At 61.4% G+C, this 14,695-nt stretch carries 10 protein-coding genes and 1 tRNA gene; 8 read left to right on the top strand and 3 right to left on the bottom strand.

Annotated elements, in window-relative coordinates; all coding sequences use genetic code 11:
- Nucleotides 1-110: 110 nt before the first annotated feature.
- Nucleotides 111-2,600 carry a putative bifunctional diguanylate cyclase/phosphodiesterase gene (locus AC5E6W_RS15950; RefSeq protein WP_491753318.1) on the bottom strand — a complete coding sequence of 830 codons (2,490 nt, stop codon included), beginning with the start codon at nucleotides 2,598-2,600 and terminating at the stop codon, nucleotides 111-113.
- A gap of 395 nt (nucleotides 2,601-2,995) precedes the next feature.
- Between AC5E6W_RS15950 and AC5E6W_RS15945 the strand changes: the two genes are divergently transcribed.
- The 3 genes from AC5E6W_RS15945 to AC5E6W_RS15935 all read left to right on the top strand — a co-directional run bounded on the left by AC5E6W_RS15945 (nucleotide 2,996) and on the right by AC5E6W_RS15935 (nucleotide 4,722).
- On the top strand, nucleotides 2,996-3,187 hold the full coding sequence (locus AC5E6W_RS15945) for a Flp family type IVb pilin (protein WP_491753317.1): 192 nt from the start codon (nucleotides 2,996-2,998) through the stop codon (nucleotides 3,185-3,187).
- A 727-nt stretch (nucleotides 3,188-3,914) separates the two neighbouring features.
- Nucleotides 3,915-4,607 (top strand): LuxR C-terminal-related transcriptional regulator, encoded by a 693-nt coding sequence (locus AC5E6W_RS15940; protein ID WP_491753316.1) that lies wholly within the window; start codon nucleotides 3,915-3,917, stop codon nucleotides 4,605-4,607.
- A gap of 38 nt (nucleotides 4,608-4,645) precedes the next feature.
- A tRNA-Pro gene (locus AC5E6W_RS15935) sits at nucleotides 4,646-4,722 on the top strand.
- Between the two features lie 318 nt (nucleotides 4,723-5,040).
- Here AC5E6W_RS15935 and AC5E6W_RS15930 read toward each other — a convergent pair.
- On the bottom strand, nucleotides 5,041-5,589 hold the full coding sequence (locus tag AC5E6W_RS15930; protein WP_491753315.1) for a hypothetical protein: 549 nt from the start codon (nucleotides 5,587-5,589) through the stop codon (nucleotides 5,041-5,043).
- A gap of 209 nt (nucleotides 5,590-5,798) precedes the next feature.
- On the opposite strand from AC5E6W_RS15930, the gene AC5E6W_RS15925 reads away from it, so the two are divergent.
- Genes AC5E6W_RS15925 through AC5E6W_RS15915 form a run of 3 tightly spaced genes read left to right on the top strand, consistent with a single transcriptional unit; the run spans nucleotide 5,799 to nucleotide 9,010 of the window.
- Nucleotides 5,799-6,959 (top strand): PHP domain-containing protein, encoded by a 1,161-nt coding sequence (locus AC5E6W_RS15925; RefSeq protein WP_491753314.1) that lies wholly within the window; start codon nucleotides 5,799-5,801, stop codon nucleotides 6,957-6,959.
- Nucleotides 6,956-8,191: a glycosyltransferase gene (locus AC5E6W_RS15920; protein ID WP_491753313.1), complete on the top strand. Its 1,236-nt coding sequence runs from the start codon at nucleotides 6,956-6,958 to the stop codon at nucleotides 8,189-8,191. Before AC5E6W_RS15925 ends, AC5E6W_RS15920 begins: the two co-directional genes overlap by 4 nt.
- 21 nt (nucleotides 8,192-8,212) lie before the next feature.
- Nucleotides 8,213-9,010, top strand: a complete 798-nt coding sequence (locus AC5E6W_RS15915; RefSeq protein ID WP_491753312.1) for a hypothetical protein — start codon at nucleotides 8,213-8,215, stop codon at nucleotides 9,008-9,010.
- Nucleotides 9,011-9,054: 44 nt separating this feature from the next.
- On the opposite strand, the gene AC5E6W_RS15910 is transcribed toward AC5E6W_RS15915, so the two are convergent.
- The gene (locus AC5E6W_RS15910; protein WP_491753311.1) at nucleotides 9,055-9,270 is read right to left on the bottom strand and encodes a hypothetical protein; all 216 of its coding nucleotides are present in this window, start codon (nucleotides 9,268-9,270) and stop codon (nucleotides 9,055-9,057) included.
- 558 nt (nucleotides 9,271-9,828) lie between these two features.
- Here AC5E6W_RS15910 and AC5E6W_RS15905 point away from each other — a divergent pair.
- Both AC5E6W_RS15905 and AC5E6W_RS15900 read left to right on the top strand, forming a co-directional pair.
- Nucleotides 9,829-13,338 carry a TonB-dependent receptor gene (locus AC5E6W_RS15905; protein WP_491753310.1) on the top strand — a complete coding sequence of 1,170 codons (3,510 nt, stop codon included), beginning with the start codon at nucleotides 9,829-9,831 and terminating at the stop codon, nucleotides 13,336-13,338.
- 117 nt (nucleotides 13,339-13,455) lie between these two features.
- Nucleotides 13,456-14,679 (top strand): phosphatidylinositol-specific phospholipase C1-like protein, encoded by a 1,224-nt coding sequence (locus AC5E6W_RS15900; protein WP_491753309.1) that lies wholly within the window; start codon nucleotides 13,456-13,458, stop codon nucleotides 14,677-14,679.
- Nucleotides 14,680-14,695: the final 16 nt, after the last annotated feature.

The following is a 14,695-nucleotide window of genomic DNA, read 5'->3' as shown; positions in this document are numbered from 1 at the left end:
AGAGACGTTGTGCGTTGTGCGTTCCATGTTGTACGCGGGACCGCTGCCAGCCTTGAACGTAGAACGCACAACGGCCTTGCTGGCTCTCGGTACCGATGACAAAGCTGCGGCTACTGCACGCGCATGTTGTCGCTGCTGCGGCGATGCGGGCGGGTCTCTTCGTCGAGCGTGGAGTCATCCTCGACGTTGGTGAACATGCTCTGGACGCCCTCGTTTGCGGTGGGAAGACCCGACACTGCGTCCTTCTTGTCCTCGGCGGCAAGGCGCTGCTGGTCGGCGACGAAGGAATCGATGCGCTCGACCACAGCGGCGAAGGCAGTGATCGGAACGGCACGCGAGAAGAGATAGCCCTGCACCTGGTCGCACTTGCGGCGCAGGAGGAAGTTCATCTGCGCGGTGGTCTCCACGCCCTCGGCGACGACCTCGATGTTGAGGCCATGCGCCATGGCGATGATGGTGCGGACCACAGCGGCAGCGCCCGCATCCTGGGTGCTGCGATCAATGAAGCAGCGATCGATTTTGAGGCGGTCGACCTCGTACTGCAGGATGTAGCTGAAGCTGGAGAAGCCAGTGCCGAAGTCGTCGATAGCGATGGAGACGCCGAGCTCGCGGATCTTGCGCATGGTCTCCATCACGGTGGTGGAGTTGGTCATGAGCATCTGCTCGGTGATCTCGATCTCGAGGCTCTTGGCGGGCAGGCCGGACTCATTGAGCGACTCGGTGACGACGTCGATGAGGTTGCGCTGGCTGAACTGCCAGGCCGAGAGGTTGACGGCGACGGTGAGCTCGCGGCCCATCTGGCGCTGCAGCTTGACGACATCCTTGCAGGCCTGGCGCATGGACCACTCGCCGATGCGAACGAGCAGACCGGCCTTCTCCGCGATGGGGATGAAGGTGGTGGGCGGGACGAAACCGCGGCGCGGATTGTTCCAGCGCAGCAGCATCTCCATGCCGGTGACTTCGCCGGTGGAGCAACGCACCTGCGGCTGGTAGTGCAGCTCGAGCTCGCCGTTCTGCACGGCGTGGCGGAGTTCCTCTTCCATCTTGAGGCGGTCGGCGGCTTCGCGCTGCAGGTTGCCGGTGTAGGCCATGGCGAGTCCGCGGCCACCGGACTTGGCTTCGTGCATAGCAACGTCCGCGTTGCGGAGCAGGGTCTCGGAGTTGTCACCGTCCTCAGGGAAGAGGCAGTAGCCGATCGAGGCGTTTACACGGATCTCCGAACCACCAACGTTCACGGGGGTGGAGATCTTCTGCAGCATGAGGTGGGCGCAGCGCTCGGCATCGGTGTTGTCGCGGAAGTCCGGCATGAGCACGACGAACTCATCGCCACCGACGCGGGCTACGGTATCGGTGCGGCGAACCGCCGAGAGCAACTGGCGGGAGAAGAAGCTCAGCACGGTGTCGCCGCCGGAGTGGCCGAGCGACTCATTGATGCGCTTGAAGTGATCGATGCCGACCATGTAGACGGCCATTCGCTGGTTGAAGCGGCGGGCGCGTTCGATGCCCTGCTCGATGCGGTCGTTGAGCAGGATGCGATTGGGCAGACCGGTGAGCTGGTCATAGTGCGCCATGTGCGTGATGGAGTCGGTGAGCTTCTTGCGCTCGGTGATGTCGTAGGCGATCGCGAGGTAGCCGGTGATCTGCTTGTCGGGCGTCTGCAGCGCCATCATCGTAAGGCTGACGCTAGCGCGCGAACCGTCGCGGCGTACATAGGTCCACTCGCGGGTGTCCTGCTGGCCGTAGCTGGCGCGGGCGATGAGCGACTGGAAGCCTGCGGCGATGGGCTCTTCGAGATCGCGGCTGAGCTGGATGGTGCGCGCGGAGATCTCGGCGGGATCGTGCAGCAGAAGCAGAGAATGCTGACCGACGAGATCATGCTTGCGGAAGTAAGTGAGTCGCTCGGCCGCAGAGTTCATCGCCATGATGGTGCCGGAGACGTCGGTGGCGATCATGCTGATGGGAGCACTCTCGATGATGGACTGCGAGAAGGCGCTAAGCTCCTGCAAGCGAGAGGCAGCGACGGCTTCCTCGTTGCTCTGCAGGGTGGAGACAGCAACACTGCCACCCAGTGGCGAGATGCGCGTGGCACAGGTGGCCGGCGTGCTGTTGCGTGGCGTGAAGGCCATGTCGAGATCTTCAGCGACACCAGTAACGGCAACACGCGACCAGGCGCCTACAACCTCGGAGCGAGCCGAGTCGGGGATGATGGCCGAGGTGGACTCTCCGACGAGGTCAAGACGCGAGCGCCCGAAGAGCTCCTCTGCCTTGCGATTGGCGTAGGTAATGCGGAAGTCGACGACGCGGCCGGAGCTGTCGCACATCGGCTTGCAGATGTAGAAGGCTCCCTGGCTGTTTTCTGCGACGGCCTTGAAGAGCGAGCGCTCACGCTTGGCGAGGCGCAGAGCACGCAGCACCTTGCGGGAGTGGAGGTACGCGATCTGCCCGGCGCACAACATGGCCAGCGCGATCAGCAAGGATAGGATGAGGAACTCAGTCCAGCCCGAGCCGGGGCGCAGGAAGAGCAGAAGAAAGGCCATCAGCAGGAAGCCGCAGGCGAGGAACAGCTTGCGCCGTGCGGATGTTCGGGAGATGGCGGTCATGATGGCTCCTGACTTCGCTGTCCGGGTATCTCCCATGTTGCCGGGAGGTGATCTCTATTTTGCGTAGGTCAGGCACGGGTGTGCCCTTCTAACGCAGATGCAGCTCCGAGTCTCAGCGATGGCCCAGACTCGAACAATGGCGCGTTGGTTGTACCGTTTCCCTACTTATGTCGTGAGGCAAAACGTTTGTGTCGCCCTGTTGGAGCGCAGTACTCAACTTTTGCAGCGACCGGCCGAGGAGTTACGAAAGGGGACACATTCCGCAAAGGTGGTATTACCTGTGTCGCCGCGTATACGGACTTTCACCTCTCGTGATGAGCAAAGGATCGTACCGTCAAGTTACGGGGCGCACGCGAGCCCTCGCAGCTTCTTCAAACTGAAATGGAGATGGATCGATGGCACAGTGGAACGCAATCCTTCGGGCCCTATGGAACGACGAATCGGGACAGGACCTGATCGAATACGCGCTGATTGCGGCCCTGATCGGGCTGACCACCGTTGCGGCGATGTCCTCCTTAGCGACGAGCATTGCCAGCGCTTTCAACGGGGTCGGGTCACAGCTGGACAGCGCAATTCCGTCGAGCTAGTCTTCCCCTCTCCTTGGGGGATGCGGGGAGAGTGATGCACCTTGGGGGTGGCAGAGGGGTCTGCTATCGGTCACTCTCTCCGCTTCGTTTCGTCCGCTGCCTGGACCCGGCTCCGCGGAGCGGACCTGCAGGGCGGAGCGGCGTAATCGACCAATGCCGCCATAGCCGCGAAGATTGCGGCCGAGTGCAAAGCTCTGCGAAATGAAATCGAGATGGAGTGACGGCGCTGCCTCTAGTTAGCTGCTCGGCATCCAGCTGACGCTAACGGCGGCTGCGGTTGCGACGAAGGCGGCAGGATGGTGCGGCAGACGAATTCCATGGCAATCTCTCCGTGAATTCGCGGGACTCACTGACGCCTGCAACAGACGCTTTGCCAACCGATGACACGTTACTCGTCCGCGATCTGCGATCCAAGGGCAGAGTAACGCCGACTCTCTGTGACCTGAATCCTACGACCGGACGAGCGGGCGGGGATGCGCTACAACCAAGGTGGGATCGTGCCGGCAACGCTGCACCCGGCTGGGACAAAACGTCGTCGTATCCTTGCGGAGCCCAGTAAATACAGGGTATTCGGCTGGATGCGGAAGGCATTTCGAGGGCAGGGGAGCGGTGGGCGCTCTGCTAGACTTGAACTTCGCGATCCTTCAGACCGGGATTTCCGGCCGCGCACTGCGCAGGCCGCGCACCGGAACCATGAGACGCGGAGGACGGCTGCAGCCCGGAACGAATGAGCCAAAAGATCATCATCGCCGACAACTACGCGGTGTTTCGCGCCGGAACAGCACGATTCGTCGTGGTCGAGGACGACTTCAATATCGTCGGCCAGTGCGATGACGTTCAACGGCTCTACAAGGCATCGGAAACTGCGCTGGGCGCTATCATCATCTTCTCCGCTTCGCTCGAGGCCGATCTTGACCAACTACTGGCGAGGGCGAAGGCGAACAATACCCGCTTCGTCGCTGTGCTGGATAAGTCCGACAGCCCCTCGACCTTCCTAAAGAAGAATGTGCAGGGCATTCTCTATCGCGACGTAAGCCGCGCGGAGATGCTGAAATGCCTGCGCACGGTCGGCCGCGGAGGCCAGTACGTGATGGAACCGGCGCATGTCGCTTCGGCGCGTTTCGAGACCGACATGGTGGGCGAACGCGCCCGCGCACGCCTCTCCGCCAAGGAGCTGAAGATCATCGGACTCATCGTCCAGGGCTACAAGAACAAAGACATTGCGAAGGAGCTGAACAACAGCGAGCAGGTGATCAAAAATTACCTGCGCTCCATCTTCGACAAGACCGGGGTGGGCGACCGGTTGGAGCTCGCGCTGTTTACCATCCACCACCGCGTGCTGCTGGACGCCGTCGGAGGCACAGGCAGCAAAATCGTCGGCAACCCGCCAGGCCTGCTGCCGCAGAGCAGCGAAGCCTGATTGCATCCGCCGGGGCGCGGATGCGATCATAGAGGCGTCGGGGCGTAGCGCAGCCTGGTAGCGCATCTGCTTTGGGAGCAGAGGGTCGGGGGTTCGAATCCCTCCGCCCCGACCAATCCTTCCTTTGAGCTCTTTTGAATATCTCTCAAAAGGCAATCTCATCGCTGGGTGCTGGGGTGCGTGATCTGCGGAATCGCAAACACCGTAAGCACTTACCGGCGCTGCGTGGCCGGCGAGGCGTAGATGCCAAGGTGTGTTCGCGCATTGAGAGATCCAGATGCCCGAAGATCCCGCCGCCTCCACCGAGCTTGTGACGCCTGGGCCGAGCTAAGAGAGTCAGACCGGCCGTGACGTGGCCTGCTGGCAATCTTATTGCTGCCAAGCGGCCATCTTACGCGTGGGCAACTGCTCACTGAATTCCGTCGGCTTGTCCCTAGAGGGTCCATCCACGGGTTCGGATGAAGCGGAAGGGCTCGGACACAAAACCGAAGATCAGACGCGGCAGTCGGCCGAGATCTGACAGCAGGCCGGAAGAGTTGCGGCCGACCATCAATGCGCCGTGGCGCATTGCATACCAGTTGAACAGGGTCGAGATGCCACTGACACAGAGGGACACGATGACCGCCGTATGCAGGTGAGGCGTTCCGCGCAGGCGATGGACGGTGTATTCGATCGCCTGGACACAGCCGGGGAAAATGAGCGAAAGCAGAATGCCTGTGGCCCACAATGGTTGCGCCGTACGCAGGGTCTGCACCAGGGCGTTGTACAGGCCCACACCAAGTGCGCAGATCAAGGTCTCCAGCAAAAGCGCGGACAGGGCCGCGGCGAGGCCCTTTGAAATCGCAGCTCCGAAAAAGATAGGACCACGGAACGTGACGCTCAACAGCGCGGACTTCCAGTTCCATACGCTGAGCAGAACCTGTGGTCGCTGGAGAACTCGCCACAGAAGCGGCCCGAGGCGAGGGGCGTTTTCCTTCGGCAAGTTCTCGAACGTTCCAGTCGCAGTTCGCATCCCGTTGCGGCCAGTATAAGAAGGCCCGCAAGAGAACCAGGTGAACTTCCTGCCAAAGCATATTCACAAACAAAACCTGATACCTAACCGGTTCTTAACAGAGCTGTGGGAAGTTCAGGAGAAAGGCCCATGAGAGGTAGAGAACTCTTGGGAAATTCCCGGAGAAACGAGGAAGCAGAGTGGATCGCAAGGTAAGCTGCCTTTGGAAGGAACAGGGTGCGGCGAGGCCGTATGCAACCGGGGTGTCGTTGCATAGCCACACGAACTACTCGCAGGAGAGCCTCTCGTTCCTTGGCGATTTCTTCCAACGTTCCTCGATCCTCCAGCGCTGGCTGGAGATGCAGAATGCTTATGCAGAGAAGGTCAGCGCGACACCTTTGGATCTGAGCACAGCCTATTGGACGCCGCCGCTGTCACCGTTGGCGGCCCTGCGGGTTGAGGCGCGACAGATCGAGCGGGACCTTGGTCTGCGCAGCCTGGTGTCCATCTCCGACCACGACACCATTGGTGCTCCGATGGCGCTGCGTGTGATGTCTGAAGGCCGCGAGGTGCCGATCTCCGTCGAGTGGACCGTGCCCTTCGGCGATGCGATCTTCCATATGGGGATTCACAACCTGCCCGCGTCTGCCGCCGAAGCAACGATGGAGCGGTTTCGCGCGTACACGAAGGCGCCGCAGCGTGCGCAGCTGACCGAGCTGCTGGAGTGGCTCGACGCACAGCGCGATGTGCTGGTCGCACTCAATCATCCCTACTGGGACCTTGCCCACATCGGCAACGACCACCACGAGAAGGCGCTGTGCACCCTGCTGGCTGAGGAGGGCGAGTGCATCCACGCCCTTGAGCTGAGCGGCATTCGCAGCTGGGAGGAGAACCTGCTCGTGCGTCGTCTCGCCGAGGGCTTCAACCAGATGCTGATCTCCGGTGGCGACCGCCATGGCTCTGAGCCGAACGCGACGCTGAACCTCAGCACGGCGGAGACGTTTGAAGAGTTCGTCGAGGAGATACGCCGCGATCATCGCAGCCACGTTCTCTTCATGCCGCAGTACCGCGAGTCCAACACGCTACGCATACTGCATACGATCCGCGCGGTGACGCGCGAGTACACCGAGTACCCGGTCGGATCGCAGCTCTGGGATGAGCGCGTCTTCCATCGCAACCGCGCCGGCGAAATGGAGCCCATCGCGCGACTGTGGAGCAAGCCGCCCATCTATATCAAAGGCTTCTTCGCGTTGCTCCGCCTGCTGGATGTTGGTCCTGTTGACCAGACTCTTCGCGCAGCGTTGCGACAGCCTGATCGCTTCAGCGCGCCGCTGGACGGACGCGAGGAAGTGGCTCAATGAGCGACCGTCCCCTGCGCGTGGCCTTCTTTCCCGACACCTTCGACGAGATCGATGGTGTTGCGAACACCAGCCGTCAATTTGAGGCGTTCGCACGACGGAGAGCGCTTCCCTTCCTCACGGTTCATGGTGGGCCGGAGGCGGCGGCACACTCGCATGGCTCGACGGAGCGGCTGACGCTGCCGCGCGGCAACATGGGCTTCGCTCTTGACAAGCACCACGGCTTTGACCTCGCATTTCTGCGCTACCTTGGCCAGATCGAAGCGAAGGTCGAAGCCTTCAACGCGGACATTGTGCACATTACCGGGCCCAGCGACGCGGGCCTGCTGGGCATGCTGATTGCACATCGGCTCGGCATTCCGCTGGCGGCGTCATGGCATACGAACCTGCATCAGTATGCGGAGCAGCGTTCTGCCGGCCTGCGCGAGATGCTTCCACCCTCGATGCGCGAGGCGATGGGAAGCGCGATCCGGGGTGCGAGTCTCTTCGCGCTGATGCGGTTCTACAGCATCGGCCAGGTGCTCTTCGCTCCGAATACGGAGTTGTGCCACCTGCTGGAACGCGGGACGAACAAGTCCACACTGTTGATGCAGCGCGGTGTGGATACGGAGCTCTTCCACCCACGGCGGCGAACGCGCAATGATGATGCCTTCGTCATCGGCTTCGTTGGACGCTTGAGCCCGGAGAAGAGTGTGCGTGAACTGGCGGACCTGGAGCGCTCCTTGCTGCAAGCCGGGGCTCGCCACCTGCGCTTCGTCGTGGTAGGCCAGGGTGCGGAAGAGGAGTGGCTGCGAGAGAACATGCGGCATGCAGAGCTGCCAGGTGTGCTGCGCGGCGAAGCGCTGGCGGAGACCTTCGCCAACATGGACGCGTTTGTGTTTCCATCGCGCACTGACACCTTCGGCAACGTGGTGCTGGAGGCATTGGCTTCTGGCGTGCCCTCGATCGTCACCGACAGCGGGGGGCCGCGCTTCCTGGTGCGCGATGGCGAGACCGGTTACGTCACACGCAGCACGGTAGAGCTGGCTGCGCGCGTGTTACAGCTCGCGCAGGACTCCGCGCTGCGTGAGCGAATGGCTCTGGCCGCTCGCGAACATGCTCTGAAAGCCTCCTGGGACGCGGTCTTCGAGCAGGTATATGCTGCCTACGAGCAAGGTTTGCGCGATGCCGCGCACCATGGCAAGCGCGTTCGGGCCAAGATGCGCCGTGGTGTCGTCGTAAGCCAGGCCGGCTGATCCTCATTACAAAGGAGAAGGATGATGAAGCGTGCAGCGAGTCTTGGCAACGTTCTGGCCCTGGCGGGCTTCTGCATCCTCACGATTTCCGGCTTCACGCGGCAGGTTGTTGCACAGCAGCATCTGCTGAGCTCGGGAGCGGCGGCAGAGAGTCCGGTCGCTCCGGTGCTGGCTCCGCTTCCAGTCAGCACTGTCATCCATGGGCTTGAGGAACGCAATGCGCAACGCACCGCGGCTCTGATGGGATATACGGGAACGCGCGTGTATCGCCTGGAGTACAAAGGGTTCCCCGGTGATCGCGACGCCGAGATGACGGTGCATGTCGAGTTCACCGCTCCGGGGACAAAGCACTTCACCATCATCTCCGAGAGCGGGTCGAAGATGCTGGTGAATCGAGTTCTGAAGAAGCTGCTCGAGAGCGAACAGGAAGCTGCGAGCCCGGAGAATCAACGCCAGGTTGCGCTCACGGCCGCGAACTACCAGATGGATCTTGTGGGCTTCCAGCCTGTGCCGGATGAGGGCCGATACACACTGCGCCTCACGCCGAAGACCGGGAACAAGTTCCTTTATCGCGGAGATATCGTCGTCGATGCGCATGACTTCGCGGTGACGCACATCGCTGCAGAGCCCGCGCGCAATCCTTCCTTCTGGATCCGCAAGACCGAACTCGAACACCGCTACACCGAGGTGGAGGGTTTCTGGCTTCCGGCGGAGAATCGAACCATCAGCCAGACCCGCATGGGTGGTCGCGCGACGCTCACCATCGAATACCGTGACTACCACATCACCCACGCAGCGTCCGCGAGTGCAGGTCGCTGAGGGCTGGCTCGCACAACAGCCTGTTGTGCTGTCACGCGTTGTGGCTAGACGACGCGTCCGATCAACGGATCGCTGAAGCTCGGGGGGCCTGTCTCGACACGGCGGGCATCGTGCATCTCGTGCGTGGAGCCTTTGCTGCTTATCGTGACGTCGTACCCTCCGTGCTGACGCGATAGTTCGAGCGCAACGGTCCACTCCACATTGAGTGCGAGGCTCAAGGTCTTGTGAGCGTTGTCCCGGCCCTCGGGAAGGTTCTCCACTCGCTACCGCCGGTCAGGCGATGGACAAAGCATCGAGAGCGCGGTACCCGCACGCACGGGCATCGGCTGAAGCCCGGAACGGGAGCCGCTGGGCCGATCGGGACGAAAAATGGATGGCGATGGGCGGGGGATGTGGAAAGTGTGCGTTCCGGGGCCATGGATTAACGCTGCATTCGCAATTTCCGGGCCCCGATCAGAGATGCTGATATCACGCCAGGTTTGAATTCGAAACCATCCCTGTCCGGTTGCGGGCCGAGATGCGTTGCGCCGCCGGTTCAGGTTACCGTCCGAAGGCCGATTCGCTCTGGCTTGCCTGTGCTGCCTATCTACGCTGTTCAACAAGGGTTCCGTGGTCAGGCTCAGTTCAAGGTCAACTTACGTTAGCGGTAAAGAAAAGAGAGAAAGCTGTTGACACCACTGGCAACGACTATTTAGTGTTGCGGCCCGTTCCCGAAGATCCATTCCATGCCGCGCTGCCCGAGGTTTTTGGCTGAGAATCGCGCAGGCCTGAAGACACCACAAAATGACTTTGATTTGTTCTATTTAGGAGAGAAAATCATGAGGCTATTGAACGCGATTGTGGGGCGCAGAAACATGCTCTGCATACTCGCCCTGGCCACCGCTTTGCTGCTCACACCCTCCGGCCACGCCCAGTTCGGCGCGGCGTCGGTTTTGGGCTACGTTCACGATAACTCTGGCGCAGTCGTGGCTGGAGCTCAGGTGACGCTCACCAATGTCGCCACGAACGTCGTGGTCAAAGCCAACACCGATAAGGATGGCAAGTTCGAGTTTGACTCGGTGCCGATCGGCAACTACCGCGTGACGACCTCGTCGCAGGGCTTCGCCACCGAGCAGACGGAAGTCTTCAACGTGGCCACCGACGCCCGTCAGCGCGTGGAAGTGAACCTGAAGGCTGGCGCGAACGTGACGGTCGACGTGACCGGCGCGGCGCAGATGCTGGACCTCGATACCAGCTCGCGCAGCACTGTGATCGCCACCCGCGAGGTCGAGAACCTACCGCTCAACGGACGTTCCTACGCCGACCTGGTGCTGCTCGCGCCGGGCACGCGCCGGTCGGTGTTGGAGAACCAGACCCCCTCCAGCCGCGAGGGAGCCTTCGACATCAACGGCCTGCGCTCGGAGTTCAACGAGTTCATCCTCGACGGCCTGGAAAACTCCAACTACGGCACGTCGAACCAAGGCTTCGAGAACGAGAACATCTCGCCTTCGCCGGATGCCCTGAGCGAGTTCCGCTTGGAGACCAACAATTACTCGGCCGAATACGGCCGCATGCCCGGCGCCGTCATCAACGCGTCCACACGCAGTGGCACCAACCAGTTCCACGGCCACGCGTGGGATTACATCCGCAACACTGACCTGAACGCAGCCGGCCCGATTGAGCCGGTGACCGGCAGGAAGCCGAGCCTCATCAGGAACCAGTTCGGCGCCACCCTTGGCGGCCCGATCTTCAAGGACAAGGTCTTCTTCTTCACAGACTATGAAGGCCTGCGCGCGATCTTTACCTACCAGCTCGCGCCGGTGTCTTTGCCCAACGCGCAACAGCGCCTCGGCCACTTCTTCTATAACGGCGACCCCACTAAGCCTATTCCGCTCTACAACCCGATCACTGGCATCAGCTACACCAATGGCGATATCTCATCGGGCGCGACGCCGTTCGCTCTCGCGGTGCTTGGGTATCTGCCCACGAACAACGTGAGCTCGAACCCCGCCAGCTCGTCGTACTACACGAACAACTACTCGAACGCACCGCGCGGCACCATCAACGACGATAAGGGCGATGGCCGCATCGATGCGCACTTCGCCCACTGGCAGATCTTCGGGCGCTTTAGCGAGCACCAGGAAGAGATCTTCGATCCCCCGACCGTAGGCGGTAAGTCCGGCGGCAATGCGAACTCGAACGTGAACATCCAGAACCGTCAGATCGCGGGCGGCGCAACGTGGATCATCAGCCAGAATAAGCTGCTGGACTTCCGCTTCGCCTGGACGCGCAACCTCGGAGGCAAGACGCCCTACTCGGCCGGCCAGCCCTCGCTGCTCACGCAGTACGGCATCACGGACGGCCTCCCGACGGATCCTAAGCTGATCCGCACGCTGAACGCGCAGTCCATCAGTGGCTTCGCGCAGCTGGGCAACCAGTCGTCGAACCCGCAGTTCCAGTACCCCTCTCTCTACAACCCGAAGGTTAACTACACCTGGGTCATTCCACACCACTCGTTGAAGTTCGGTTATGAGCAGCAGATCATCCACACCGAGGTGAACGACTTCAACCCCAGCTACGGCCAGGACAACTACGCCAGCAAGTTTGCAGCGGGACCGGCTGGCCTCTTCCCCACCTGCGGTGGCACCGTCACAACGAATTGCAATCCAGCAGCTTCCAGCGACACCCAAATTGCACAGGCAGCCGAGGTCGCGGACTTCCTGTTCGGCAACCGCAGCTCCTACTCCCTTACGAACTACACGATCGTCAACCTACGCCAGCGCTACTTCGCCGGCTACTTCCAGGATGACTATTCCGTCTCGCCCAAGCTGACCATCAACGCCGGTCTGCGCTACGAGGTGATGACGCCGCAGTGGGAGCGCGACAACAAGCTCGCGAACTTCAACCCCACGAACAACACCCTCACCCAGGCCTCGAGCGGCAGCATCTACAACCGCGCGCTGGTCCATGTTCCGATGAAGAACTTCGCTCCCCGCCTCGGCTTCTCGTACGCCATTGACCCGAAGACCGCTTTACGCGGCGGCTACGGCCTGGTATACGCGCAGTACAACCGTGAGGGTGGCGAGAACAACCTGACCTACAACGGGCCGAATGTAGTCAACGCCGCGATCAACAACCCCAGCCCGTTCGTCACCCCGGTGGGCTCGAACCTCTGCACCAGCGACACTCAGAACCAGGCCACTTGCTTCCGTCAAACGCAGCAGGGTTATGCGTCCGGTCTCACCAGCTCGGCTAACTTCAACCCGCTGCTGGTCACCACCCGTTACATCCCCTCGAACTTCTCCACCGCCTACGTGCAGAGCTACTTCCTTGGGGTGCAGCGTACGCTTCCCTGGGGCGTGATGCTGGATGTCGCGTACGTTGGCAATACGGGCCGTCGCTTGCAGATCCTGGCGGACTACAACCAGGCAGCACCTTGCCTCCTGGCCACCGTGGCCCTCTGCAACGCTGCCGGGCAGACCTACCAGGCACGTCGCCCGGTCCCCACCTTCGGCGATATCGAGATCTCGATGCCGGAGGGTTCATCCAGCTACAACTCGGTCCAGACCAAGCTGGAGAAGCGCGTGGGCGCTCTGCAGTTTCTCAACTCGTTCACCTACAGCCGCGCGTTCGATCTCTCTTCGGGTCACCTCGATGCGAACAACGGTGACAACTCGCGCGTCAACTTTGCCAACCCCCGCAACGACTACGGCCCATCGAGCTATGACCAGCCCATCGACAACACGACCTCGGTGGTTTGGGATCTTCCCTATGGCCATGGCCAGCACTGGGGCCAGAACGCCCATGGCTTGATGAATGCAGTACTGGGCGGATGGCAGCTGAATCTGATCAACACCATGACCAGCGGCATGCCGTTCAACCTCACCTACTCCAGCTCCGCTTCAAGCTCGACTACTGCCGGTCCGCTGTTTACTTCGGACCTCGTCACGTTGCGTCCGGAACACATCACCGGCACACCGTGGCGCAACCCGAAGTCGGCGTTCACCAAGGCCACCAACACAGCGTCGCTGACGAACTATCTACCGTTCACCAGCTACGCCTACCCTTCGAACGCCACCTATGGCAACACCTCGGCGTATGGCAATGTCTCGCGTAACAAGTTCCGCGGCTTCCTCTACTTCGACACCGACTTCGGTCTGCACAAGCAGTTCGCTCTGGGTTCGGATCGAGTGAAGTTCGACTTCCGCGCGGAGCTGTTCAACGCGCTCAACGTGACCAACTGGGCAGCACCGGACGGAGCCTACTCCGACGGTAACGGCAGCTTTGGCGCCATCGGTAGTTCTTTCCCCGCACGTCAGGCGCAGTTCGCCGGCAAGATCATCTTCTAGGATCTTTCTCGAACCGTATGGCGTGTATTCACGGCGAGGAGCGCAATATCGGCTCCTCGCCGTTTTCTTTGGTTGAATGAAGAGGTCCGCGGGTCGCGGACAAAGGAGATTCCAGTGTTGAATGACAAGGCGAACGTCCCGATGGTGTGCCTGACGATGGGCCTGGCGATAGGTTTGGGAGCTCTGAGCCTCGGCGCGCTTCCCTCAGCGGCGCAGACGGTGGCGCAGCAGGACAAGAGCGTGCACCTGAATCAGATCCAGGTAATCGGCTCGCACAATAGCTACAACCTGGGCTTTGCTCCGAGCGAGGAGGCCTGGATGAAGAAGATGAATCCGAAGGGCTATGCCTCGCTGGAGTACAAGCACGAAACTCTGACCAAGCAGCTCGACGGCGGTGTGCGGCAGCTCGAGATCGACATCGTGCAGGATGCCAAGGGCGGTCGCTTCTCGCACCCAAAGATCGTCGAGTTGACGAAGCAGGCTGGACTCCCAACGGACCCGGACTTCGATCCGCAGCATGAGATGGACAAGCCGGGCATGAAGGTCATCCACATCGGGGACCTGAGCGAGCGCAGCTCGTGCCATTTGTTTACAGGATGCCTCAGGGAGATCCGCGCGTGGTCGAAGGCGCATCCGCAGCATGTGCCGCTGTTCCTGCTGGTCGAGACGAAGCACGGGAACGTGAAGGAGATCCCTGGCAGCGTTTACGCGGAGGACTTTACTCCGGCAGCCTTCGATGCACTCGATGCAGAGATCCGCTCAGTGTTCTCCGATGGCGAGATGATCCTTCCCGATGCCGTGCGAGGAAGCTATCCCACGCTGAATGCGGCGATCAGGGCTGGCCATTGGCCTACGCTCGCAGAGAGTCGCGGCAAGGTGATCTTCCTGATGGATCAGCGTCCCATGGAGACGGTGTACACCGAAGGCCATCCTTCGCTGAAGGGGCGCATTCTGTTCACCAACGCCGTTCCGGGCGAGCCTGATGCTGCATTCACTGAGGAGAACGGCGGCTCACGCGAGAGGATCGATGGGCTGGTACGCGAAGGATACCTCGTGCGCGCCCGTGCCGATGACAGCACGGTGGCGGCGCGGACCAACGATACCACTCGCCGCGATGAGCTGCTGGACAGCGGAGCGCAGATGATCTCGACTGACTATCCGCTGTCCGAGCCCTCGCAGTGGACTGGTTATTCGGTGGGCTTCAGCAATGGGCTGCCCGCGCGGTGTAATCTTCTCAACGCACCGAAAGGCTGCAAGGATACGTTGCTGGAACCGGGAGCGAAGAGCGGTGGTACGCCGTCACCCTCGAACCATCCAGGGCCTGCGGCGGATAGCAAGTAGTCGCCCTGCAGGCTCG

Source organism: Bryocella sp. (genome assembly GCF_058498515.1).
This window is presented reverse-complemented; position numbering and strand designations above follow the sequence as displayed.

Excerpts from the sequence above, each read along its gene's own strand:
- AC5E6W_RS15950 (WP_491753318.1), bottom strand. The coding sequence starts at position 2,600 with ATGACCGCCATCTCCCGAACATCCGCACGGCGCAAGCTGTTCCTCGCC.
- AC5E6W_RS15945 (WP_491753317.1), top strand. The coding sequence starts at position 2,996 with ATGGCACAGTGGAACGCAATCCTTCGGGCCCTATGGAACGACGAATCG.
- AC5E6W_RS15940 (WP_491753316.1), top strand. The coding sequence starts at position 3,915 with ATGAGCCAAAAGATCATCATCGCCGACAACTACGCGGTGTTTCGCGCC.
- AC5E6W_RS15920 (WP_491753313.1), top strand. The coding sequence starts at position 6,956 with ATGAGCGACCGTCCCCTGCGCGTGGCCTTCTTTCCCGACACCTTCGAC.
- AC5E6W_RS15915 (WP_491753312.1), top strand. The coding sequence starts at position 8,213 with ATGATGAAGCGTGCAGCGAGTCTTGGCAACGTTCTGGCCCTGGCGGGC.
- AC5E6W_RS15905 (WP_491753310.1), top strand. The coding sequence starts at position 9,829 with ATGAGGCTATTGAACGCGATTGTGGGGCGCAGAAACATGCTCTGCATA.